12 protein-coding genes and 3 pseudogenes are annotated in these 24,462 nt (G+C 69.8%); 6 read left to right on the plus strand and 9 right to left on the minus strand.

Annotated features, from left to right (window positions below; translation table 11 throughout):
- The first annotated feature begins 509 nt into the window (after nucleotides 1-509).
- Together ACFV0G_RS03965 and ACFV0G_RS03970 are read left to right on the plus strand one after the other, a co-directional pair.
- Complete coding sequence (locus ACFV0G_RS03965; protein WP_380541168.1) at nucleotides 510-1,937, plus strand: glycoside hydrolase family 43 protein; 1,428 nt, start codon at nucleotides 510-512, stop codon at nucleotides 1,935-1,937.
- Between the two features lie 187 nt (nucleotides 1,938-2,124).
- Nucleotides 2,125-3,501: pseudogene (locus ACFV0G_RS03970) on the plus strand (glycoside hydrolase family 43 protein).
- Between the two features lie 211 nt (nucleotides 3,502-3,712).
- Here ACFV0G_RS03970 and ACFV0G_RS03975 read toward each other — a convergent pair.
- From ACFV0G_RS03975 to ACFV0G_RS04005, 7 genes and pseudogenes are all read right to left on the minus strand, one after another.
- A pseudogene (locus ACFV0G_RS03975) lies at nucleotides 3,713-3,772 on the minus strand (hypothetical protein); the annotation flags it as partial.
- Between the two features lie 73 nt (nucleotides 3,773-3,845).
- Nucleotides 3,846-5,345, minus strand: coding sequence for an alpha-N-arabinofuranosidase (locus ACFV0G_RS03980; protein WP_380541171.1), 1,500 nt, complete (start codon nucleotides 5,343-5,345; stop codon nucleotides 3,846-3,848).
- A 44-nt stretch (nucleotides 5,346-5,389) separates the two neighbouring features.
- The gene (locus tag ACFV0G_RS03985) at nucleotides 5,390-6,268 is read right to left on the minus strand and encodes a carbohydrate ABC transporter permease (RefSeq protein WP_380541174.1); all 879 of its coding nucleotides are present in this window, start codon (nucleotides 6,266-6,268) and stop codon (nucleotides 5,390-5,392) included.
- A complete protein-coding gene (locus ACFV0G_RS03990) occupies nucleotides 6,265-7,134 on the minus strand; it encodes a carbohydrate ABC transporter permease (protein WP_380541177.1) in 870 nt (289 codons plus the stop codon). Before ACFV0G_RS03990 ends, ACFV0G_RS03985 begins: the two co-directional genes overlap by 4 nt.
- Nucleotides 7,135-7,345: 211 nt before the next feature.
- A complete protein-coding gene (locus ACFV0G_RS03995) occupies nucleotides 7,346-8,659 on the minus strand; it encodes an ABC transporter substrate-binding protein (RefSeq protein ID WP_380541180.1) in 1,314 nt (437 codons plus the stop codon).
- 64 nt (nucleotides 8,660-8,723) lie between these two features.
- Nucleotides 8,724-11,681: a glycoside hydrolase family 2 TIM barrel-domain containing protein gene (locus ACFV0G_RS04000; protein WP_380541183.1), complete on the minus strand. Its 2,958-nt coding sequence runs from the start codon at nucleotides 11,679-11,681 to the stop codon at nucleotides 8,724-8,726.
- Nucleotides 11,682-11,779: 98 nt separating this feature from the next.
- On the minus strand, nucleotides 11,780-12,778 hold the full coding sequence (locus ACFV0G_RS04005) for a LacI family DNA-binding transcriptional regulator (protein WP_380541197.1): 999 nt from the start codon (nucleotides 12,776-12,778) through the stop codon (nucleotides 11,780-11,782).
- Between the two features lie 441 nt (nucleotides 12,779-13,219).
- Here ACFV0G_RS04005 and ACFV0G_RS04010 point away from each other — a divergent pair, with 441 nt between their 5' ends.
- From ACFV0G_RS04010 to ACFV0G_RS04020, 3 genes are all read left to right on the plus strand, one after another.
- Nucleotides 13,220-16,024 carry a glycosyl hydrolase family 28 protein gene (locus ACFV0G_RS04010; protein WP_380541186.1) on the plus strand — a complete coding sequence of 935 codons (2,805 nt, stop codon included), beginning with the start codon at nucleotides 13,220-13,222 and terminating at the stop codon, nucleotides 16,022-16,024.
- A 52-nt stretch (nucleotides 16,025-16,076) separates the two neighbouring features.
- On the plus strand, nucleotides 16,077-18,974 hold the full coding sequence (locus tag ACFV0G_RS04015) for an RICIN domain-containing protein (protein WP_380541189.1): 2,898 nt from the start codon (nucleotides 16,077-16,079) through the stop codon (nucleotides 18,972-18,974).
- Nucleotides 18,975-19,093: 119 nt separating this feature from the next.
- On the plus strand, nucleotides 19,094-20,845 hold the full coding sequence (locus ACFV0G_RS04020; protein WP_380541192.1) for a glycoside hydrolase family 35 protein: 1,752 nt from the start codon (nucleotides 19,094-19,096) through the stop codon (nucleotides 20,843-20,845).
- Between the two features lie 57 nt (nucleotides 20,846-20,902).
- Here the strand turns inward: ACFV0G_RS04020 and ACFV0G_RS04025 are convergent, their stop codons facing one another.
- The gene (locus tag ACFV0G_RS04025; RefSeq protein WP_380541200.1) at nucleotides 20,903-21,805 is read right to left on the minus strand and encodes an alpha-galactosidase; all 903 of its coding nucleotides are present in this window, start codon (nucleotides 21,803-21,805) and stop codon (nucleotides 20,903-20,905) included.
- Nucleotides 21,806-21,872: 67 nt separating this feature from the next.
- Nucleotides 21,873-22,555 (minus strand): annotated as a pseudogene (locus ACFV0G_RS04030) (alpha-galactosidase); the annotation flags it as partial.
- Nucleotides 22,556-22,969: 414 nt separating this feature from the next.
- Here ACFV0G_RS04030 and ACFV0G_RS04035 point away from each other — a divergent pair.
- Nucleotides 22,970-24,397, plus strand: a complete 1,428-nt coding sequence (locus ACFV0G_RS04035) for a non-reducing end alpha-L-arabinofuranosidase family hydrolase (protein ID WP_380541194.1) — start codon at nucleotides 22,970-22,972, stop codon at nucleotides 24,395-24,397.
- Nucleotides 24,398-24,462: the final 65 nt, after the last annotated feature.

Raw genomic sequence — 24,462 nt, forward strand, 5'->3', positions numbered from 1 at the left:
CGCCCCCCCGGCCCCCCCGCCGCGGGGGGTCCCCGTGGGGCCCGGGGGGGACCCCCCGCCCCCCGCGGCCGGGGGCCGTGCCGCTGCGACCTGGCCCCGCAGGAGTCGCCTGCTTGTTCCTCTCCGTCACCTTGTCGTACTCACCCATCCACTCGCCCCGGTCCTGTTCCAGCCGGCGGGCCTTCCGTTCGAGGCGCCATCAACAGCGCCGCTGCTGTGGTGGGTTGAGCAGGGTCAGGCAGATCACGATTGGGTAACAGCGGGCACTTGCTCTTGTCGGCTCAATTGTTAGCGCTAACAATCTCACGGGAGCGAAACAGCGGCGTCACCTTCGGTTCACGCGAGCCACGCCGACACGTGCCGCACTCGGAAAGAGACAGTCGGTCGGGCGTCCTTGCGTCCTCTGCGTCGTGCGGCACTGACGTCCCGCCCCACCGAGACCAAGCCCGCCTGCCACCCCGGTTCCTCCCTTCACCCCGGTACATGCACAGAACGGTCAGGAGATGTCCATGTCCGCGCTTCGCGCCCGCCTGTCGGTGATGCTGCTCGCCGTCTGTCTCCTCTTCACAGGCCAAGCCCTGTCCGGAGCCCAGCGGGCGGCCGCTGCTGATCCCGGTTACTTGATGGTCCACTTCACCGGCGATTCCGCGACCGGTCAGATGCTGTACCTCGCACACAGCACGGACGGCCTGCACTGGAACGACCTCAACGGCGGGGCACCGGTCCTGAACTCCATGATCGGCACAAAGGGAGTGCGTGACCCCGCACTGGTGCGCTCGCCCGACGGCAGCCGGTACTGGATCATCGCGACCGACCTGTGCGTCCGCTGCGGCTCGACCTACCAGAACGGCAGCCCCAACTTCGTGGTGTGGGAGTCGACCGACCTGGTGACGTGGTCGAACCCGTGGCTGCTCGGCGCCGCCGGGCTGATCCCCGGCGGAAAGAACGCCTGGGCGCCGGAGGCGATCTGGAACCCCGAGACCAACGACTACGTCCTGTACTGGGCCACGAACGCCACGGTGAACGGCATCAACAAGTACCGCATCTACTCCGCCCGCACCACGGACTTCCGCACCATCACCACCCCGCAGATCTGGATCGATCCGCCCGGCGCCACGCCGGTCGTCGACACCCAGATGACCGAGGTGCCCGCCGGCACCGGCCCCTACCGTTACCTGCGGGTCTCCGGCGACGGCCAGAACAACGTCGAGGGCAGCAACTCGATCCTGGGGACGTGGACCAACCTCGGCAACCTCTCCAGCATCGGCCTCACCGGCAACGTGGTCGAGGGCCCGGTCTGGATGAAGTTCAGGGACCGCAACGAATGGGCCCTCTACATCGACTACAACAACCCGCAGGGCGTGCGCGAGTACCGGCCGATCCTGACGACCAACCCGTTCGACGTCAGCACCTACCGGCTCCAGCCCTCCACCGCCTACGACATGGGCGGCACCGCCAAGCGCCACGGCGCCATCACGACCCTGACGGCGGCCGAGGAGAGCCGGGTGCTCGCCCGCTGGCCCAACACCCCCGCCCAGCGGCTCCAGTCCTTCAACTTCCAGGACCGGTACGTCCGCCAGAGCAACTTCGACGTGCGCATCGACCCGAACGTCAGCCCCGTCGAGGACTCCCGGTTCCGGCTGCGGCCGGGTCTCGCGGGCACCGGAACGGTCTCCTTCGAGTCGGTGAACTTCCCCGGCTACTTCCTGCGCCACGCGAACTACGACTTCCAGCTCGTCCGCAACGACGGCACCACCCGGTTCGCGGAGGACGCGACGTTCCGTCAGATCGCCGGCCTCGCCGACCCCACCTGGTCGTCGTTCCAGTCCTACAACTTCCCTGACCGCTACGTCCGCCACTACGCCTACCAGCTGCGCCTCGACCCGATCACCACCACGACCGCCCGCGCAGACGCCACCTTCCGTGTGACGAGCTGAACCGGCCCGCCAGAAGTGCCGGCGCGGCCCTCATGGCGGCACCAAGGCCTGGGACCACACGAGCGCACGGGCTCGGGACACCAGCCGGCTCAGCGCGGCTCCCTGCATCCGACCTGGGCGGCTCGGGGTCCGGGCCGCCCACGGGTCTGGATCCGCCCGCACCTTCCCTGCACCCCGGAGGCACCAGATGAGCGCAACACCCCTCCCGTCGCGCCGGCTCTTCCTCGGCATGGCCGCGGCCGTGCCGCTGTCCACCACCGGCCTGCTGACCCTCGGAAGCCGATCCGCGAGCGCCGCGACGACCTCCCCGTTCGTCATGGCCTACTTCACCCAGTCACCGAGAAACCTCGGCACGGACTACGGCCTGCACCTCGCGGTCAGCACCGACGCGCTGCAGTGGATGCCGCTGAACCAGAACAACCCCGTCGTGACCCCGACCGCGGGCGACGGCGGTCTGCGAGACCCCGTCATCCTGTCCAAGCAGGACGGCACCTACGTCGTCATGGCGACCAACCTGAAGGGCACCGACTGGACCAGGAAGAGCCCGTACATCCACGTCTGGGACTCCGCCGACCTGCGCTCCTTCGACAACTACCGCCTGCTGAAACTGCACGACATGGCCACCCACACCTGGGCGCCCGACGCCTTCTGGGACCCCTCCCGCGGCCAGTACGCCCTCATCTACTCGGCCGTCAACAGCAGCGGCCACAACGTGATCATGGTCAACTACACCACGGACTTCCGGACCGTGACGTCGCCGCAGGTCTTCTTCGACCCCGGCTACGACATCATCGACGGCACCCTGGCGAAGGACGTGAACGGCGTCAACTACCTGTACTACAAAGGCCACAACAGCCTCACGGGGGCGAGGTCCACCTCCCTCGCCCCTGGCAGCTTCACCCAGTTCACCTCGGGCCTGGCACCACAGGGAGGCATCGAGGGCCCGATCCTCGCCCAGGCCGCCGGCACCTGGTACCTGTGGGGGGACGCCAACGCGCTGTTCTACACCTGGCAGACCAGCGACCTCTCCACCGGCACCTGGACCGCCACCGACCGGCGCGTCTACACCCAGCCGCTCAACTCCAAGCACGCCGACATCAAGCCGATCCCCCAGACGGTGTACGACAACCTGGTCGCCACGTGGGGAAAGCCGGCCTGGAACCGGCTGAAGTCCTACAACTTCCCGGACAGATACTGGCGGCAGGCCGACAGCATCGGCCGGATCGACCCGTACCCCTTCGACCCCTACACCGACTCGTAATGGAAGCTGGTGCCGGGACTCGCCGACTCCTCCGGCGTCTCCTTCCAGTCCGTCACCGACCCGACCCGCTACCTGCGGCACGCCTACTTCCAGTTGCGACTGGACGCCAACGACGGCACCGCGAAGTTCGCCCAGGACGCCACCTTCCACGAGACGGCCGGGCTCGCCGACCCGTCCTGGTCGTCGTTCCGCTCGCACAACTACCCGGACCGCTGCATCCGGCACTACGACTACGTGCTGCGCATCGACCCGATCTCCACTGCCACCGGCAGAGCCGACGCCACGTTCTCCGTCTGGTACTGAGGCCACGCGCCCGCTCCGACTCCCTCTCCGCGGTGGCAGGGCGGCGCTGGACCTGGACCGGTGGCGCCGTAGCCCGCGTCGGCCACCACCACCGGCGCCTTGTGCCCCCAGTCCAACACGTTGTCCCGCAACCCGAGGGCCAGGCGCGGACGGTGCCCTCGGGGACACCGCTCCGGCGGGAGCGGGCGGGGTCGTCGGTCCCCTCCCGGGGCAGGTGAAACTGCCGGTCCAACGGGCACGACGCGCAGTCCGTGGCAGCGTGCACGCTCACCGCGACCTGGCAGTTCCAGCGCCTGGTGCGCCGTCAACCAGCACGGGCACGGGCTCTCCCGTTGCCTTCGGGGTCAGTGGAGTGCGACGGCGGTCCAGGACACCGGCGGCAGTTCGATGGTGAGTACGCCGTCGGTCAGGGTGGCGCTCGGGTTGGTGTGGGGGACCACGCGGTCGGGTTCGGCGAGGGTGTTCTTCGCGTACACGTCCTGGTCGGCGAGTGTGAGCGCCTCGAGGATGCGTGAGGAGCCGAGGCTGCGGACGTCGATGGTGACCTGGGCGGTTTGTGAGAGGCCGCGGTTGACGAGGAACAGCGCGGACCGGTCCTCGTCGACGGTGGCGACGGCGTCGATGACGGGGGCCTCGCCGTAGCGTGCCGTGGTGTACGTCGGCGACTCGATCGCGGGGCGGATCACCTCGCCGGCGGCGAGCCGGCTGGTGATCGAGAACGGGTAGAAGGAGGTCTGGCGCCAGGCCGGGCCGCCGGGCTCGGTCATGATCGGCGCGATGACGTTGACGAGTTGCGCGAGCGACGCCGAGGTGACGCGGTCGCTGCGCTTGAGGAGGGTCATCAGCAGGTTGCCCACGACCACGGCGTCGGCCGCGCTGTAGACGTCCTCGAGCTGCCGGGGGGCGTGCCGCCACTCGTCGTTGACCTCGTCGGAATCCTGGTGTTCCTTCAGGTACCAGACGTTCCACTCGTCGAAGGAGATGCCGATCTTCTTGACCGCGTGCTTCTTGGCTGTCACGTGGTCGATGGTCGCGGCGACGCCGTCGATGAAGAAGTCCATGTCGAGGGCCGAGGCGAGGAAGGAGCCCAGGTCGCCGTCGTGCTCCTGGTAGTACGCGTGGCAGGAGATGTAGTCGACGTGCTCGAAGCTGCGTTCGAGCACTGTGCGTTCCCAGTCGCCGAAGGTCGGCATGCCGGCCGAGGAGGAGCCGCAGACGACCAGTTCGAGGTCCTTGTCGGCCATCTTCATGGCGGACGCGGTGCGGGCGGCGAGCTTGCCGTAGTCCTCGGCGTTCAAGTAGCCGGTCTGCCAGGGCCCGTCCATCTCGTTGCCGAGGCACCACATGCGGATGTTGTGCGGCTCCGGCGTGCCGTTGGCGATGCGCAGGTCCGAGAGCGCGGTGCCGGACGGGTGGTTGGCGTACTCCAGCAGGTCGAGGGCGGGGAGGATGCCACGGGTGCCGAGGTTGACCGCCAGCATCAGCTCCGAGCCGGTGAGCTTGAGCCAGGCCGCGAACTCGTCCAGGCCGACCTGGTTCGACTCCAGCGAGTGCCAGGCCAGGTCGCGGCGGACCGGGCGCTGCTCGCGCGGGCCGATCGAGTCCTCCCAGCGGAAGCCGGAGACGAAGTTGCCGCCCGGGTAGCGGATCGTGGTGCTGCCGAGCTCACGGACGAGGTCGACGACGTCCATGCGGAAGCCGTCCTTGTTCGCGCTCGGGTGCTCCGGTTCGTAGATCCCGGTGTAGACGCAGCGGCCGAGGTGCTCGACGAAGGAGCCGAAGGTACGGCGCCGGACCGGAGCGACGACGGCCTGCCGGTCGAGGACTATGCGAGCGCGGTGCAATGCGGTGGTCCTTTGCTGTGAGGCGGAGTGGGTTGGCGGACGTCCTACTTGACGGCGCCGGCGGTCAGGCCCTTGCGCCAGAACCGCTGGAGACTGACGAAGGCGAGGAGCAGGGGGATCAGGGACAGGAATGCCCCGGTGATCGGCACCAGCGGCGGCACGCCGTTGGCGAACTCCGAGCGCCACTGCACCAGTCCCACGGTGACGGGCTGGAGTGAGGAGGAGTTGAGCATGAGCGAGGGCAGCAGGTAGTTGTTCCAGATGCCGACGAACTGGAACAGGAAGACGGTGACCAGGGCCGGTGCCATCAGCGGCAGGCCGACCCGGAAGAAGGTGCGCCGTTCGCCCGCCCCGTCGAGCCGCGCTGCTTCCAGCAGTTCGTCCGGGACGGATGCCGCGGCGAAGATCCGGCAGAGGTAGACGCCGAACGGGCTGACGCAGCTGGGCAGCAGCACCGACCAGTAGGAGTCGGTCAGGTCGAGCTTCGCCATGAGCAGGAACAGCGGCAGGGCGAACATCGGCGCCGGAATGAGGACCGAGGCGAGGATGACGTTGAAGACGCTCTCCCGGCCGCGGAAGTGGAACTTGGTCAGCGCGTAGCCGGCCATCGCGGACAGCAGGGTGCTGACGGTCGCGCCGACGAGGCTGTACAGCGCGCTGTTGGCGAGCCAGGTGGAGAAGATGCCGCCCTCGAAGCTGAACACGGTCCTGACGTTGGCGACCAGGTCGAAATGGGAGAACCACAGCGGCGCACCGGTGTAGAGGTAGCCCGACTTTTTGGTCGCGGAGACCGACAGCCACCACAGCGGGATCAGCGTGTACAGGGCCATCAGGCCCAGCACTCCGTTGACGGCGACCTTGCTCGCGATCTCCGTGCCGCGGGGGGCCCGTCGGGTCGGCCGGCCGGCGTGGATCACGCTCATGCCATCGCTCCCTTGCGCTGGGTGTACGTGAGGAACCCGAACGAGAGCACGAGGGTGAGCAGTGCGAGCACGACGGACTCGGCGGCAGCCAGGTTCTGGCCGCCCAGGTCCATGCCCAGGGTCGTGTTCATGATCGGGGAGAACTTCGGCGAGACGCCTGGTACGCGCGCGCCGACCAGCACCGCCGGCTCGGTGTACATCTGCGCCGTCCCGATGATGGAGAAGACCGTGGTCAGCACCAGCGCGGGACGCACCAGCGGGATCTTCACCGCCCACGCCAGGCGCCATCCGGTGCAGCCGTCGAGCGCGGCGGCCTCCAGCACCTCGGCGGGGATCGTCTGCAGCGCGGAGTAGATGATCAGCATGTTGTAGCCGGTCCAGCCCCAGGTGATCATGTTCCCGATCGAGACCGGGACCCACGACGGCGACAGGAAGTCGATGTCGATCCCGAGGTGCGACAGCGGTCCGGTGAACGGCGACAGGCTCTTCGCCAGGAGGAAGGACCACATCACCGCGGCGATCGCACCCGGCAGCGCGTAGGGCAGGAAGAACGCGAGCCGGAAGCTCTTCCGCAGCCGGGCCGAGCGGGAGTCCAGCAGGAGCGCGAGCAGGAGGGCCAGGCCCAGCATGACCGGGACCTGGACGCAGCCCAGCAGCACGACCCGGACGATCGACGCGATGAAGTCGTGGTCGCCGAAGGCGGCGGCGTAGTTGGACAGTCCCGCGAACTCCGTGGACTGCGTACCGCCGAACAGCCCGGCGCGGTGGACGGTGAAGAAGCTCTGGTAGATCGCGTAGCCGATCGGCGCGATCATCATGGTGAGGAAGAGCACCGCGAACGGCGCCAGGAAACCCGACGCGGTCAACGCGGTACGGCGGCCGGCGCGCCGAGGCCGTCCGGCGGGGGAGACACGGGGGATGACCGCGGGCACCGACCGCGGCGGCGACGCGGTCCGGGCGCTGCTGGGACTGCTCATGGAAACCTCGCTGGGCGGTTCGTCGTCAGGGGGCGGGTCCCCGCGGCGCCGGGTAGGGGCGGCCGCGGAAACCCTTCGGGGCGGCTCGAGTCCCGCCACCTCAGCCGTTGGTCACCGACAGTCCGAGCTGCTTGATCGCGGCGACCGTCGAGGCCTGGACCTTGGCGACCGCGTCCGGGTAGGTGCCGGAGCCGATGGCAGTGGTGAAGTCCGTCTCGACCTGCTGATAGGTCGGGCCGTTGGTCCAGGTGGTGGGGACCTGCGCGGCGGAGACCTTGTACAGGTCGCCGACCTTCTGACCGCCGAAGAACGGGTCACCCTCCGCGAGCAACGGATCGTCCTGTCCGGCCTTCGACGCCGGGTACAGCCCGCCCTCGATGCCCGCCTTCACGGCCTGCGGGTCGCTGGACAGGAACGCGGCGAACTGCGCCGCTTCGCGGGGCGTCTCGCACCCGGTCATCACAGAGGTGGCCGAGCCGCCGTTGAAGGAGCTCTTGCCGTCGCCGGCCTCCCAGGTCGGCATCGGGGCGACCGCCCACTTGCCGGCCTGGTCCTTCAGGTCCGACTTCAGGCCGCCGGAGGACCAGGACGCGCCGACGAACGTCAGCACCTTGTTCTCTTCGGAGGCCTTGTCGAACTGCGGGTCCCAGGCGTTGCCGGTCTTCGTCACCAGCTCCTTGTCCTTCATCTCCTGCCAGTAGGCGGCGACCTTCCGGGTGCCGGGGTTGTCGATGCTGACGGTCCAGCTGTTCCCCTGGGTCGAGTACCAGGACTGGCCGGTCTGCAGGCTCAAGGCGGCCATGTCGTTGCCGTCGCCGGGCCCGCTGGTGCCGAACTTCACGCTCGGATCGGCGGCGGTGACCTTCTCGGCGTCGGCCTTGTACTCGGCCCAGGTGGCCGGCGGAGTGGTGATGCCGTACTTGGCGAACAGGTCGCTGCGGTAGAAGAGGACCATCGGGCCGACGTCCACCGGGACGCCGTAGATCTTGCCGCCGATGCTGGTGGCCGAGACGGCGGACGGGAGGTACTTGGCCATGTCGGCGCTCGCGTACTTCGTGATGTCCATGACTGTGTTCTTCACGAGCATCGACGGGATGGTCTGGTACTCGATCTGGGCCAGGCACGGGCCCTTGCCGGCGGTGATCGCGTTGCTGATCTGGGTGTAGCCGCCCTTGCCGCCCGAAGGGATCTTCTTGAAGGTGACCTTGCTGTCCGGGTGGGCCGCGTTCCACTGGTCGACGATCTTCTCGTAGGGAGCCCAGCCCCAGAACTCCATGGTCACCGGCCCGGCCTGGCTCTTCCCCGCGTTGTCGGAGTCGCTCGTGGCGCTGCTGCACGCGCTGAGGCCGGCCGCGAGGACGGCGGAGGTGGCGAGTGCCAGGAATCTGCGCGTGGGTATGGTGGTGCGGTCCATTCGAGAAACCCTTCGTAGGTGGGGTACTTGCTGGACGGCCGGTGGGCGGGCGGGCGAGGCCCGCCTACCGGGTGGTGCTGAACTCCACGGCGAACGCGGCGGTGACCGCGGCCAGTACGTCCGGTGCCAACGGACCCGGTCCGCAGGCCGCACTGCCCAGGCCGTGGTGTGCGTGGTCCAGGTGGAGGTGGAGCCTGCCGTCGGGGGCAAGGTCGTGCCGGTGGGCCGCTGCGGCGAGGGCTCGGGTGCTCCACGGACGGACGGTCAGGTCGATGACCGGCGCGCCGGTGATGAGCAGGGTGCCGCCCGGGGCTGTGATCCGGGCGCTGCGGACGCGGTGGCGGTTGCCGTTCTCCTGCGGGCGGACGTAGGGGGTCTGCATCGCCGCGACGGTCGACCGGTAGCGGCCGACGCGCGCCGCGGTGCGGGAGTCGCGGTAGGCCTCGCCGGGACCGGGGCCGAACCACTCGACCTCGGCGTCGGTGCCGGGCAGCGACATGGCGACACCCAGGCGGGGCAGCGGCACTGGCCAGGCGCCGTCAGGGGTGACGGTGGTGTCCAGACGGAGCCGGATCCCGTCCCCGCCGGGCCCGTCGCAGGCTGTCCAGCGGTAGACCACGTCGAGCCCGGAGGAGGACCCGGCGGCGGCGAGCCTGGCGGTGACCGTGAGTCCTGAGGCGTCGGGGGCGACGCGCAGGACCTCGTGGCGCATCCGGTCCAGTCCGGCGGTGCGCCATGCGGTGATCTGCGGCTCGGCGAACGCGGCGAGCAGGTCGTTGTCGGTCGGGGCCCGCCAGACGTCCAACCGCGGGCCGTCGAGCTCCAGGTCTCCGAGGCGGACCAGCAGACCGCTGCGGGCGTCGAACCGTGCGGAGCCGAGGACGACCTGGCCGTCGTGGGCGACGGCCGCAACGGGCGGGAAGGGGCTGGACGCGGCAGCCGGAACCACCATCCCCTGGCCCCAGGCGACCTCGTGGCCGGCCCCTGCCCAGGTCTCGTCCGCGGCGAGCACCGCGCTCACGGTCAGCCACACCTCGTGACCCGAACCGTCCTTGCGTGCGGCATCGAGCGCGGCGGCGAGGTCGGCGGGCCACTCGACGGTGCTCGCCGCGCCCGGTGCGGTCGCGGGGACGGCCAGGCTGCCGGAGCCGACCGGCTCGCCGCCGTCCTCGACGGTCCATCGGAAGTCCAGGTAGCCGCTGTGGCGGACGTGGTGCAGGTTGAGCACGGTGATCCGACACGCCGCCGGGTCGATGCGGATCCGGACCGGTTCGATGACCTTCTTGTACTCGACCAGGCCCGGCGACGGCGTGCGGTCGGGGAACAGCAGCCCGTCGGCGACGAAGTTGCCGTCGTGGACCTCCTCCCCGAAGTCGCCGCCGTAGGCGTAGAAGGAGTCCTCGTGCTCGGTGGTCCGCGCGATCCCGTGGTCGATCCACTCCCAGATGAAGCCGCCGGCCAGACGCGGGTGCGCCTCGATGACCTGCTGATAGTCCGACAGGCCGCCGGGGCCGTTGCCCATGGCGTGCCCGTACTCGCACAGCACGGCCGGCAGCGAACGGCGGCGGGCGTCGTCGTCCGGATCGGCGGTCGGCGCCTCCTGACCGCGCCCCACCGCGGCCAGCTCGTCCACGCCGATGTACATCCGGGAGTACAGGTCGACGTAGGAGCAGCTCGCCCAGTCGCCTTCGTAGTGGATCAGGCGGCCGTCGTCCCGCTGCCTGATCCATGCCGCCGCGGCGGCGAGGTTGGCTCCGGCGCCGGACTCGTTGCCCAGCGACCAGACGACGACCGAGGGGTGGTTCTTGTCGCGCTCCACGAGCCGCGCGGCCCGGTCCAGGTAGGCCTCGCGCCACGCGGGGTCGTCGCTCGGGTTGCGGTGCCAGCCGCCGGGCTCGAAGCCGTGCGTCTCGAGGTCGCCCTCGCAGAACACCCACAGCCCGTGCTCGTCGCACAGGTCCAGGAAGCGGTGGTCGGGCGGGTAGTGGCTGGTGCGCACCGCGTTGATGTTGTGCCGCTTCATGAGCAGCACGTCGGCCAGCATGGTGTCCCCGGTCAGGGTGCGCCCCGTCAGTGGGTGCCATTCGTGGCGGTTGACGCCCCGCAGGGAGATCGGCCGGCCGTTGGCGGTCAGCACCCCGTCCTCGACGGCCACGGTGCGGAAGCCGATGCGCAGCGGGATCCGCTCCCCGGCTTCGGAGACCAGTTCGCCGGAGTACAGGTGCGGGTTCTCGTCCGACCAGGGCTCGACACCGTCGACCGTGTGCGGTCCGGCCGGGTCGGCGGCGGACAGACCGAGCTCGGGCACCGACAGGGACACCCGGGTAGGGGCGGTGACGTGGACGGCCAAGGTGCCCCGGCCGGTGGTGTGGTCGAAGGCGGCGTGGACGAAGAAGTCCTCGACACCACGGGCGGCCACGGACACCGACCGGAAGATCCCCGACAGCCACCACATGTCCTGGTCTTCCAGGTAGCTGCCGGACGACCACTGGTGCACGCGGACCGCGAGCACGTTCCGGCCGGGCCGCAGAGCGGCGGAGACGTCGAACTCGGTCGTCAGCCGGCTGCCCTTGCCGTCGCCGAGCCGGACACCGTTGAGCCAGACCGCGAACGCGGAGTCGACGCCCTCGAACCGGAGCACCGCGGCCGTCGCCGGGAACCCGTCCGGAACCTCGAACGCGCGGCGGTACTCGCCGGTCGGGTTCTGCCGGGGCACCCGCGGCGGGTCGACCGGGAACGGGTACAGGATGTTGGTGTAGGCGGGGGCGCCGTAGCGCGGCTCACCGGGCAGGCCGGTCATCTGCCAGCAGGACGGCACGGCGAGCAGATCCCAGTCGCTGTCGTCGAAGTCCGGCGCGGCGAGGTCCCCGGAGAGGTCGTCCAGCCCTGTCGCCAGCCGGAATCTCCAGTCGCCATCGAGCCCGATCACGGGCAGGTCGGAGGTGAACGCGGCACGCGGCCGTAACCGTCCGGTGCCCGGCGACGGGTCTTCGACGTAGGCGTGGGGGGCGAGGTCGTTCATCGGAGGGGCATCACCTTTCGGGGCTCGTCCAGGTGGCAGGGGGCGGCATGGCAGGAATGCCGCCGCTCACGGGGCAGCCTGCCGGCCGGGGCCGGGTGCTAGGCGGTCGCCCGGGGCGGGGCGCTGCTCGCCCGGACGGTCAGGGTCGGGCGCAGCAGGGAGATGACGTTGGTCGGGGGCCGGCCGGAGTCGACGGCGCGCAGCAGCAGTTCGACGGCCTGCTGCGCCATCTCGCGCTTGGGGAAGGTGACCGTGGTCAGGGCCGGTTCGATCCGTCCGACCTGGGCGATGTCGTCGAAGCCGACGACACTGACGTCCTCGGGGACCCGTCGGCCGGACCGGACCACCGCCTCGATGGCGCCGAGGGCCAGGACGTCGTGGGTGGCGAAGATCGCGGTCAGCTGCGGGTCGGCGTCCAGCGCCGCGCAGGCTGCGGCATAGCCGCCCGCGGCGTCGTCGCTGGTACGGGCGAACACCTTGCGGTCGTCGATGTCCAGTCCGTCGGCGGCGAACGCGCGCCGCAAGCCGCCGACGCGCAGGGTGTGGGCGGGCAGGTCGGCGATCACCGCGACGTTCCGGTGGCTGAGGTCGCGCAGGTGGCGCCCCGCCAGGAAGCCTGCGTGCTCGTAGTCGATGGACACCACCGGGAGCGTGGTCGGCGGCTCGCCCTCCCAGGCGAACAGGGCGACCGGGAAGGTGGCCGCGGTGAGCATCGGCAACTGCTGCTCGACGCCCTTGTCGCCGGCGACCAGCAGCGCGTCCACCGAGCGGGCGGCGAGGTTCTCCAGGTGGGCCCGGGTGTAGTCGGGGTCGTCGCGCGTGGTGGCCAGCAGCAGGTTGTAGCCGTGGCCGACCAGGACGTTCTCCACCTCCTCGACGACCTCCGAGTAGAACGCATTGGCCACCGACGGCACGAACAGCCCCACGGTCGAGGTGCTGCCCGTGCGCAGCGACCGGGCCACCAGGTTCGGCTTGTAGCCGAGTTCGGCGATCGCCGTGTTCACCTTCGCCAGGGTCTCCGGCCGCACCTTCTTGCCGGACACCACGTTGGAGACGGTCTGCTTGGTGACTCCCGCCCGAGCTGCCACCTCCGCCATTGTCACCACGAGCACTCCCCGAAACATTTATCGATCCACGAAAGTGGCGCCAGCGTAGGGCAACTGCCGCAGCAGGGCAAGGCTTCGTGCGGCAGCGGTGATTCAGCCGTCAAGGAACGGGAGTTGGGCTTCAGGGCAGGTCGCAGATGCTCCCGCGGCTTGCGGTGCGCGGAGCATTGACGGCTGCGGAAACACGGCAGTAATCTCCCCGCCACGTCTATCCCGTGGATCGGTCAACGAGTGGAGCCGCCGTGGTCCACCGCGCGAGAAACAGACACTCGACGTCCCCCGCGCCCTCGTGCTCGGTGCGCCGTCCTCTCGGCCGTGACGGCCCGACGGCTGTAGTCCGGCCGCGGCATCGCGAATGCTCCGCGCCGTCTCCAGCGGACGGCGAGCGCCTGAACAGACCTGAAGAGGTCTCGTCCTGAGGAGAGACTAGGCATGATCAGACCCGCCGGCGGCGACGCCGACCCGAACCCCGCCCCGGCGCGACGCGGCTCTCGCATGCGCCGCCTCATCGCGGGCGCTGCCGGCGCCACCATCATGGCGGCGAGCCTCATGCTCGCCGGCGCCGTCCCCGCACACGCCGCCACCACCGTCCACACCTACGCACCGACGGGCGTGGGAGGCGCCACGACGACGTCCCCTGACGCGGCGTCCACCAAGTACCAGGTGCAGGCCGCCGGCATGCCCGTCCAGGCCGTCCAGTACACCGAGAACGGCCACAACTTCGACATCGCGCGCTTCGCGTCGGACTCCCGGACACCGACGATCACGGTCACGCTGCCCAGCACCACGATCGACACGGTGAACATCTACCCGGCGCGCTACTACCCGTCCGGCAGCGTCTCGGTGAGCACGGACAAACACACCCTGACGTTCCGGATGTCGGCCGCCGCCGGGTTGAACCAGGCGATCGTGATGGTCAACGGCGACTCGACCAACGCCACGGGACAGCCCTACCTGGCGGTCGTCAACGACCCGCCGGAGGACCCGGCACAGCGTCCGGACACCACGAGCGCGTCCGACGGGTCCGGCGTCAACCTCCAGACCGGTGTCCTCGACTTCCAGGAGTTCGCCGTGAAGTACCTCGCTGCTCACCCGAACAGCGCGGCCCAGCAGGCTCCCGCCGCGACGACGAGCTCCATGGCCGGCAGGACCGTCGACGGCACCGACGTCCCCGCCGGCCAGCAGACCTCGGCCGGGAGCCTGGTGAACGCGAGCAGCGTCAACGTGCGGTACCCGAAGGTGCGGGTGATGGCCGCCAACGACGTCACGTACGCGCTGCAGGCCGCGGTCGACACCATCAGAGCCAACCCCACGGCGCTCAACACGCTCTACTTCCCGAACGGCACGTACGTGTGGTCCGGTCTCCTGGTCAACGGTCTGGACGGCAGCAGGCTCAAGGGCGGCAAGCTGAAGATCTACACCGAGGAAGGGGCCCTGCTGAAGAACCGCGTCCAGGCGTACATGGAAGCGTTCGAACCGGCGATCGGGATCACCAACTCGAGCAACATCGAAATCGACGGCCGCGGCGTCTTCGACGGCAACGGTGTGGCGAACTACAACGCCACCAGCAGCGGTGACTCGCACGACGCCTACCGCAGCCAGCACCAGGGCGGCGTCATGGTCATGCACTCGTCGGACATCACGTTCAACGACACCTACGAGCGCAACGCGAAGCAGTGGAACTACGAGACCCACAGCGCCAACAGGGTGACGTTCAACAACATCAAGGCCCTCACCCCGTACCGCCAGCCGTGGATCGACGGGACGGACTTCGCGAGCGGCCAGGACATCACCGCCAACGGCGTCTTCACCCTCGGCAACGACGACGCGTTCGCCTCCGGCCACTACAACCCCAGCGACGGATTCACCCCGCTGGCCTCCGGCGTGTGGAACAACTTCCAGCTCGGCACCTCCAGCGCCGACGTCCAGGGGTATGTCAACGCGGTAGCCGCGCACGACGCCGTCGCCGGCGATCTCGGGTTCAACTCCTACCACTGGGACAACGAGGACTCGAAGAACATCTCGGTCAGCAACACGCTGAACTGGTCCGTCGCCGCCGGCAACGCGATCCGCATCGGCTGGAGCCCGTACGGGTACCGGCTCACCGACTACACGTTCGACAACTTCAACTCCGTGTCGCCGTCGGCCGGCGGCATCTACGTCCACAACGGCCCCAACCCGTACCCGCGCATCCAGAGCATCGTGGTGAAGAACAGCTCGATCGACACCTCCCGGTTCACCCAGGGACCGATCGGGCTCAACGGCGGCAACGGCTCCACCCAGACCATCACCGCCGACCAGCAGGCGACCTACGGGTTCGCCCCCAACCCGGACGGGTCGGGCTCCGCGTACACGTACACCAGGGCCCCGATCGGCACCTTCAACCTCGACAACGTGTGGTTCTCGCGGCAGAACACGGGCAGCACGCTGAACGGCGCCACGAACGCAACGCTGAACAACCTCCGTGTCGCCGGCCAGCTCGTCGAATACACCAGCCAGCTTCCGCTGACGACGAGCGGGATCGGCACGCTGACCACCACCTACACGGACGCGAACGGCCAGACCCGGAACGTGAAGGCCGGCGCCCTCGCCAACGGCGACACCTGGGTCGGCGCGTGGACCGGCGACCAGACCAAGAACAACTCCTCGGACCTGACCCTGATCACCCGCAACACCGGGGTCGGCCTGATGGGCGAGCAGTACACCACGGGATCAGGAGACGGAAAGCTCTCCTACCTCCAGTTCCCCCTCAGCAGCCTCACCAGGGCGCCCGGCCAGGCGACGCTCCACCTCACCTACGTCGGCCACCGCTACTCGTCGGTGCCGTCGACCGACACCGACCAGCTGCTCGTTCAGCCCGTCAGCGACACCACCTGCACCGGCGGCGGCACGTCCTGCCCGGTCTCCACGACGACCTGGCAGAACCGGCCGAGCTTCACCGCCACGACCTCCTCCGTCGCCAGGTCGGCCACCTTCACCCTGGGTACGACCCTCATCCCCGAGGGCGGCGGGACCCACCAGGGCAACGCCGTCGACGGCCGCGACATCACCGTCGACATCACCGCCTTCGTCCAGAACGCCTACGCGGCCAAGCAGTCCACGCTGCTGCTCGCCGTCTGCAACGCGGGGGGCGCCAACCACGAGCTGCGCTTCGTCGGCTCCGAGGGCGCCACGGGCTCCGGAAAGCTCACCAACGGGACCGCCGAGATGGCGCCCGGGGTGACCGTGACCCCGTAGACAAGCACCCCTGTGCCCGGTTGTGCTCACCGTCCGACAACGGAGTCCACCCATGCCACTGCCCGACCTCCCCCTCAACCGTCGGCGTTTCCTCACCACGGCCGCCCTCGCCGCCGGAGCCGCGGCCCTGCCCGGCTTGGTCCGCCCCGCCCGGGCCTCCGCGGCCGTACCGCCCCAGGTCACCCTCCCCGACCGCGGTATCTGGGACAACGCCACCGCTTCGGCCTGGACCGACGGCTTCCTGAGCGGCAACGGCGAGTACGGGGCCGTCTACTACGGCGAGCCCACGCTCGAGAAGATGATCTTCAATCATCACCGGTTCGTGCTGCCCAACGGCAGCCGGAGCGTCATGCCCCCCGTGATCTCGCCGTATCTCGAGGCCGCCCGGGACCAGGCGCTGGCCGGCGACTACTCCGGCGCCTCCACCACCTTCGCCCACGGCTGGGGCCTGCGCTGGACCCAGACCTTCCACCCCGGCTACGAACTCCAGCTCAGCACCCCGGGCATGACCACCATCAACGACTTCGCCCGCATCACCGACTTCCGCACCGGAGAGGTCACCCACACCTGGACCGACCAGTACGGCACCTGGCAGCGCCACGTCTTCGTCTCCCGCGCCGACCAGGTCATCGTCCACGAGTTGCTGCCCGCCACCGGCCGCACCGTGGACACCACCATCAGCGTCAACACCGCTCTCACGGGCGTGCCGACCAAAGTGTCCTTCTCCACCACCGCCACCGTCACCGGCGGCGACGGTTACCTGAACCTGCGCGGCACCTACCCCTCCGGCGGTGCCTACGGCTACGAGGGCGTCACCCGCGTCGTGGCCTCCGGCAGCGGCTCCTCCGTCACCGCCGACGGGCAGACCCTGGTGGTCGCCAAGGCCACCAAGGTGCTGCTGCTGACGAAGCTCGGCCGGTACGAGACCTCCACCGGCTGGAACGGCCGGCCCCTGCAGACCGCCCTCGCCGCGCTGACGGCCGACTACGCCACCCTCCTGGGCCGCCACGCCCCGAAGCACCAGGCCATGTACGACCGCTCCAGCATCGACCTGAACGTCTCCGCCGCCGACCGACGGCTGGCCACCAGCGAGCTCATAGCCCGGCAAAACGGCAACACGTTCGCGGTCGACGTCGCACTGCTGGAGCGGATGTACGACTCCGGCCGCTATCTCTTCATCAGTTCCAGCGGTGTTCTGCCACCACGCCTGACCGGCATCTGGACCGGCACCTGGAACGGCTCCTGGGCCGACGACTTCACCACCGACGCCAACATCAACCTGGAGGTCGCCGGCGGCAATATCCTCGACCTCACCGATGCCATGCAGGGCTACTTCGACCTCGTCCTCGGCGAGCTCGCCCACTGGCGCGACAACGCCACCAACCTCTACGGCGCCCGCGGCTTCCTCGCCCCGACCCGGACCGACGGCGAGTACGGGCACATGCTGCACTTCAACGGCACCAGCTTCCCCGGCGAGGCCTGGACCGGCGGCGCCGACTGGCTGCTCTACCCTCTTCTGGAGTACTACCAGGTCACCGGCGACAGCGCCTTCCTGAAGGACAAGCTCGGCCCGGCCCTGATGGAACTGGCCCTGTTCTACGAGGACTTCCTCACCCGCACCGACGCCGGCGGCAAGGCCGTCTTCGTCCCCTCCTACTCCATGGAGAACAGCCCGCTCAGCACCAACCAGGCGTTCTCCATCAACGCCACCGGCGACATCATGGCCGGCCGGCACGCGCTCCAGGCCGCGATCGACGCGGCCGACACCCTCGGCCTGGAGCAGGGCAGCGGCCAGGGCGTGCAACGCTGGACCGCCCTGCTCGCCAAGCTCCCCGACTACACGATCAACAGCGACGGGGCGCTCGCCGAGTGGTCCTGGCCCGGCCTGACCGACCGCTACAACCACCGGCACGTCCAGCACCTGTACGGCGCCTGGCCGCTGCACGAGATCAACCCGGAGGAGAAGCCCGACCTCGTCAAGTACGCGGCCAAGGCGCTGGACAAGCGAGTCGACCCGAACTATGCCGCCCACGGCAGCCTCCACCGGGCGCTGGCCCGCGCCCGCCTGAAGGACGGCCCCGGCGTCTACGGCAACCTGCTGAAGATCTACGGCAAGAACATGGTGTGGCGGAGTCTGATGACCTCCCACAACCCGGACCTCACCACCTACAACTGCGACGCCGCCAACACCATCCCCGCCGTCCTCGGCGAAGCACTCGTCTACACCCGCCCCGGTGTCCTGGAGATCCTCCCCGCCCTCCCCGACCAGCTCACGAAGGGCACCATCAACGGCGTGCGCGGCCGCAACCGCGTCACCATCCGGTCGCTGTCCTGGGACACGGCGGCCCGCACGGCCACCGTCACGCTCATCTCCGACATCGACCAGAAGATCACCTTCATCTGCCGACGCGGCATCGCATCCATCACCACCGGCGCGACGGTCACCACCTCGGCGCTGGGCAGCCACGCCCGCACCGTGTCGCTGAGCGCAGGAACGAGCACCACGATCACGATCGGCCTGCTGACCGGCCCCTTCAAGCTGGTCAACCGCAAGAGCGGCAAGGTCCTGGACGTCTCCGGCGCCTCCACCGCCGACGGCGGGCCCGTCATCCAGAACACCTGGTCCGGCGGCGCCGACCAGCAGTGGAAGCTGCTCCCCGACTACGACGGGTCCTACCGCCTGTCCAACGTCAACAGCGGCAAGGTGCTCGACGTCCCGGGCGGCTCCACCAGCAACGGCACAGCCCTGGACCAGGGGTCGGACACCAATGGCACCAACCAGTGGTGGAAGCTCGTTCCGGCGGCCACCAGCGGCTACTACCGCCTCGTCAACATCAAGAGCGGACTGTGCGCGGACGTGCAGAGCGGATCCACCGCCGACGGCGCCAAGGTCATCCATTGGCCCGTCAACGGCGGCGCCAACCAGGAATGGCAGCCAGTGGGGCTGTGACGGCCCTGCACACCACCCTAAACACGACGACCGCGGCACGCGGTGCGGCCGGTTCCCCTCGGATGCCCTCCGGTGGAACCGGCCCCTCGCTGCGGCCACCCTTCCTCAGGAGCCCCACCATGCCCGTCCTCCAGATCGACGGCGACGATTTCACCCTCGACGGCGAGCCCTTCCGCATCATCTCCGGCGGCCTGCACTACTTCCGCATCCACCCCGACCACTGGGCCGACCGGTTGCGCAAAGCCCGCCTGATGGGCCTCAACACCGTCGAGACGTACGTCCCCTGGAACCTCCACCAGCCCCGACCCGACGCCTTCCGGCTCGACGCCGGACTCGACCTGCCGCGCTTCCTCGACCTGGCCGCCGCCGAGGGCCTCCACGTCCTGCTGCGCCCCGGCCCGTACATCTGCGCCGAGTGGGAGGGCGGCGGCCTGCCGTCCTGGCTGCTCGCCGAACCCGGCATCCGGCTGCGCAGCCAGGACCCGGTGTACCTCGCCGCCGTGGACGCCTACTTCCAGCAGTTGCTCCCGCCGCTGCTGGACCGGCTGGCCACGCGCGGCGGGCCGGTCCTCGCGGTGCAGGTGGAGAACGAGTTCGGCGCCTACAGCGACGACACCGCGCACCTCGCCCTCCTCGCCGTTCTGCTGCGCAGCCTTGGCGTCGATGTTCCGCTGTTCACCTGCGACCAGCCCGCCGACCTCGCCCGCGGCAGCCTGCCCGGCGTCCTGGCCACCGCCAACTTCGGCAGCCGCGCCCGCCAGGGCCTGGCCGCGCTGCGCGCCCACCAGCCGAACGGCCCGCTGATGTGCACCGAATTCTGGATCGGCTGGTTCGACCGCTGGGGCGGCCACCACGTCGTCCGCGAACCGGAGGCCGCCGCGCAGGAGTTGGACGAGCTGCTGGCCACCGGTGCCTCCGTCAACCTCTACATGTTCCACGGCGGCACCAGCTTCGGCTTCGCCAACGGCGCCAACGACAAACACACGTTCCGCCCCACCGTCGGCTCTTACGACTACGACTCCCCGCTCGACGAGGCCGGCGACCCGACCCCGAAGTACCATGCCTTCCGCGACGTCATCGGCAAGTACGCCCCGGTCCCGGCCGAGCCGCTGCCAGCCCCCGCGCCCATGCTCCCCGCGGCCAGGGTGACGCTCACCGACACCGCACCGCTGTTCACCGGCCTGTCTGCACTCGGCAGTGCAGTGAAGTCCGAACACCCGCTCACCATGGAGCAGTTGCAGCAGGACTTCGGCTACGTCCTCTACGAGGCGACCCTGCCGACCGGCGGCCCCGCGCTGCTGGAACTGGACGGCGTCCGCGACCGCGCCCAGGTCTTCGTCGACGGGCAGCCCATCGGTGTGGTCGAACGGGAGAACCACGAACGGGCCATCGCGTTCACCGCCCCCGCGGCCGGCAGCGTGCTGCGCGTCCTGGTGGAGAACCAGGGCCGCGTGAACTACGGCCAAGGAATGCACGACCGCAAGGGCCTGCTCGGCCCCGTCCGGCTCAACGGCGCCGAACTGACGGGCTGGGCCAACCGCCCGCTGCCCCTGACCGACCTCAGCGGCCTCGCCTTCGCACCCGCCGAGGGTCCCGCCGTCGGGCCGGTCTTCCACCGGGGCACCTTCGACGTCGAGGAACCGGCCGACACCTTCGTCCACCTGCCCGGCTGGACCAAGGGCAACGTCTGGATCAACGGCTTCCACCTCGGCCGCCACTGGTCCCGCGGCCCCCAGCGCTCCCTGTTCGTACCCGGCCCCGTCCTGCGCCCGGGGCCGAACGAGATCACCGTGCTCGAACTGCACGCCACGAGTCTCGACCGCACGGTAGAGCTGCGCGAGCAGCCCGACCTCGGCCCGACCGAGGAATGACCGACCATCGGCTCGGCACGGGTTCGTCGAGGCGGGTGCGGGGCGCCCTGCGGGGGTTCACGACGTTCGAGCGGCCGGGGGTTGCGCCTGGGCTTCGACCACCAGCGCGTGGCCGGGGCGGTTGGCCGTGTTCGGGGCGGCCAGGCCGACCCGGGCCAGGTACCGGCCGGTCATGGTGAGGGCGGTCGCCCGCTTCGCCCAGGCGGGCCAGGTGTGCTCGGGGGAGGAGAGCTCGGGGCGCACCCGCAGGGAGTAGCGGGTGTCGGGCTCCAGACCCGGGAGGCGTACGGGCGCGCCGTTCTCGGCGACGGAGGTGCCCAGCTGGACGTAGGCGAAGACGGCGTGGGAGCGGTCCCGCGATACGACGCCGTGGACCCAGGCGGCCGGGTCGGGGCGGTCGGTGCGGACGACGTCGCCGCCGTGGAGCAGCGGCCGCAGGTGCTTGTAGGCCCCGACCCACGAGGTGAGCGCGGTCAGGTCGTCCTTCGACCAGGTCGAGATGTCCGATTCGATGCCGGCGTGCCCGAACAGGGCGGTGGCGCAGCGGAAGGCCAGTGCGGTGTCGCGGTGGCTGATGTGGGCGGGGGCGGAGCCGACGTGGGAGCCGATCAGTTCGAGCGGCAGGAGCAGGCCGGTCCAGCGCTGGACGGCCTGGCGTTCGATCGGGTCGATGTTGTCCGATCCCCAGATCCGGTCGGTGCGCTCGAGGATGCCGAGATCGGCGCGGGCGCCGCCGGAGGAGCAGGACTCGATCTCCAGACCGGGATGGCGGGCGCGCAGTTCGTCCAGCAGCCGGTAGACCGCCGTCGTCTGCGCGTGCACGCCGGGCCGGCCGTCGTGGACGGCGTCGGCGAGGTCGCGGTTGTGGTCCCACTTGATGTAGTCGATGCCCACGTCCCCGACCAGGGTGCTGATCCGCTCCAGCAGGTAGGCGTAGGCGTCGGGGTGCGCGACGTCCAGGACGTGCTTGGCTGCGCTGCTCGAACGGGAGGCGCTCGGGGTCGGCGAGGAACCAGTCGGGGTGGGCGCGGGCCAGGTCGGAGTCGGGGTTGACCATCTCGGGCTCGAACCAGAGGCCGAACTGCATGCCGAGCCCGTGGACGTGGTCGGCGAACGGGCGGAGCCCCTCGGGCCACACCGTCTCGTCGACGTACCAGTCACCAGGCCGGCCCGGTCGTGGCGGCGGTGCCGGAACCAGCCGTCGTCCACGACGAACCGCTCCACGCCGACCTCCGCGGCGGTCCGGGCGAAGGGGCTCAACCGCTCGGGGTCGTGGTCGAAGTAGACCGCCTCCCAGATGTTCAGGGTGACCGGCCGGGCCGTGGTCGGGTGCTGCGGGCGGGCTCGGAGCATGTCGTGGAATCCTCGGCTGATCCCGTCCAGCCCCGTGCCGGATGCCGCGAAGTACACCCACGGGGTCCGGTAGGACTCGCCCTCCTCCAACCGGATCTCACCCGCGTCCAGCAGTTCGCCGCCGCCGAGGACCGTCGTCCCGTCGGCCAGCCGCTCCGCATACAGGACGTGATTGCCGCTCCAGGCGGGATGGACGGCCCAGACCTCGCCGTGCCGGAAGCCGAAGCCTTCGGTGCCGGCGAGCAGCAGCCCGGCGTCGAAGCCGGTCCGGCCGCGGCGGCTCTCCCTCGACCGGATGCCGTGCCGCAGCGGTGAGCGCTGCGGGGAGCGTTCGCGGGCGTGGCGGCGGTCACGGATCCGCGAGGCTGCTCAACCGCCTTGGCCGTGGGCAGACTTGGAGAAGTGGGTCCACTCCGCGGCTGCCTGCGGACATCCCCTGCCCGATCGCGGGCCGGTTCGCCCACGTAGCGGTATTGACGGTCACTCACGCGTTTCCGGCGTGTTGCCGTTCCCGGTCGGGAAAGTCGCTGCAGCCATCTTGACGTGCCCGGCTGGGCGGGTATTGACTCCGCTCACACCCGGAAACCGTCCTCCTCCCACCAGGAGCGTTCACTCTCGGCCTGAATTGTTAGCGCTAACATTTCCGGCCCCGGGTCCTCCTCCTGGCCGCACTGTCCGGCCTCGCCGCGACGCGTCGAGGCGCGCCTCAACGTCACCCGCCCCACCGGCACCACCGGGTGACAGCTCCATCCCACCCCGTAGGAGATATCAATGCACAGGCAAAGTTCCCACCGCAGGCCACTGCCCGTGGTGCTCACCGCCATGGTCGCGGCCGTGGTGGCGATGGCGGCGGTGCTCGTCGCCAACCCGGCGGCGCACGCCGCCACCACCGGCGCCCTGCGCGGTACGGGCTCCGGCCGGTGTCTCGACGTGCCGAACGCCAGCCAGACCGGCGGCACGTTCCTGCAGATCTGGGACTGCACGGGCGGGACGAACCAGCAGTGGACGCTGACGTCCGCCAACCAGCTGACCGTGTACGGCAACATGTGCCTGGACGTTCCGGGCCACGCCACTGCGGCCGGGACCAAGGTGGAGATCTGGTCCTGCACCGGCGGTGCCAACCAGCAGTGGCGGGTGAACGCCGACGGCTCTGTGGTCGGCGTGGAGTCCGGGTTGTGCCTGGACGTCTCGGGCGCCGGCACGGCCAACGGCACGGCGGTGCAGCTCTGGAACTGCAGCGGCGGCAGCAACCAGCAGTGGACCGGTCTGTCCGGGACGGGCACCACGTGTGCTCTTCCGTCGACGTACCGGTGGAGCTCGACGGGCGCGCTGGCGCAGCCGGCCAACGGCTGGGCAGCGCTGAAGGACTTCACCGACACCGTCTACAACGGCAAGCACCTGGTCTACGCGACCTTCTCCGACGGGTTGAACTGGAAGTCGATGGGGTTCTCGCCCTTCACGAACTGGTCGGACATGGCCTCGGCCGCCCAGATCGCCATGCCCTCGTCCGCGGTGGCGCCCCAGCTGTTCTACTTCGCGCCCAAGAACACCTGGGTGCTGGCCTCGCTGGGATGGGGTACCGCCTGGCCCTTCACCTACCGCACGACCAGCGACCCGACCAACCCCAACGGCTGGTCCGCGCCGCAGCCGCTGTTCACCGGCAGTCTCCCCACCGGCGGCCCGATCGACCCGACCCTGATCGCCGACGACCAGAACATGTACCTGTTCTTCGCCGGTGACAACGGCTCGATCTACAAGTCGACCATGCCGATCGGGAACTTCCCGGGCAGCTTCGGCTCCTCGTACACCACGGTCATGAGCGACACGGTGAAGAACCTGTTCGAAGCGCCGCAGGTCTACAAGGTCCAGGGCCAGAACCAGTACCTCATGATCGTCGAGGCGCGCGGCGCGGCCGAGAACCGCTACTTCCGCTCGTTCACCGCCACCAGCCTGATCGGTCCGTGGACCGCGCAGGCCGCCACCGAGGCCAACCCCTTCGCCGGCAAGGCCAACAGCGGCGCCACCTGGACCAACGACATCAGCCACGGTGACCTGGTCCGCAACAACCCCGACCAGACCATGACCGTCGACCCCTGCAACCTGCAGATGCTCTACCAGGGCCTGTCCCCCAACGTCCCGTCGGGCACCTCGTACATCCAGCTGCCGTACCGACCGGGCCTGCTCACCCTGCAGCGCTGACCCGGCCGGTCGCACGGTGATCGCACTCCCGGAGGCATGAAGCGCGGGCCCGGCTCTCACGACCT

It is taken from the genome of Kitasatospora sp. NPDC059571 (assembly GCF_042735675.1).
Taxonomy (GTDB): Bacteria; Actinomycetota; Actinomycetes; order Streptomycetales; family Streptomycetaceae; genus Kitasatospora.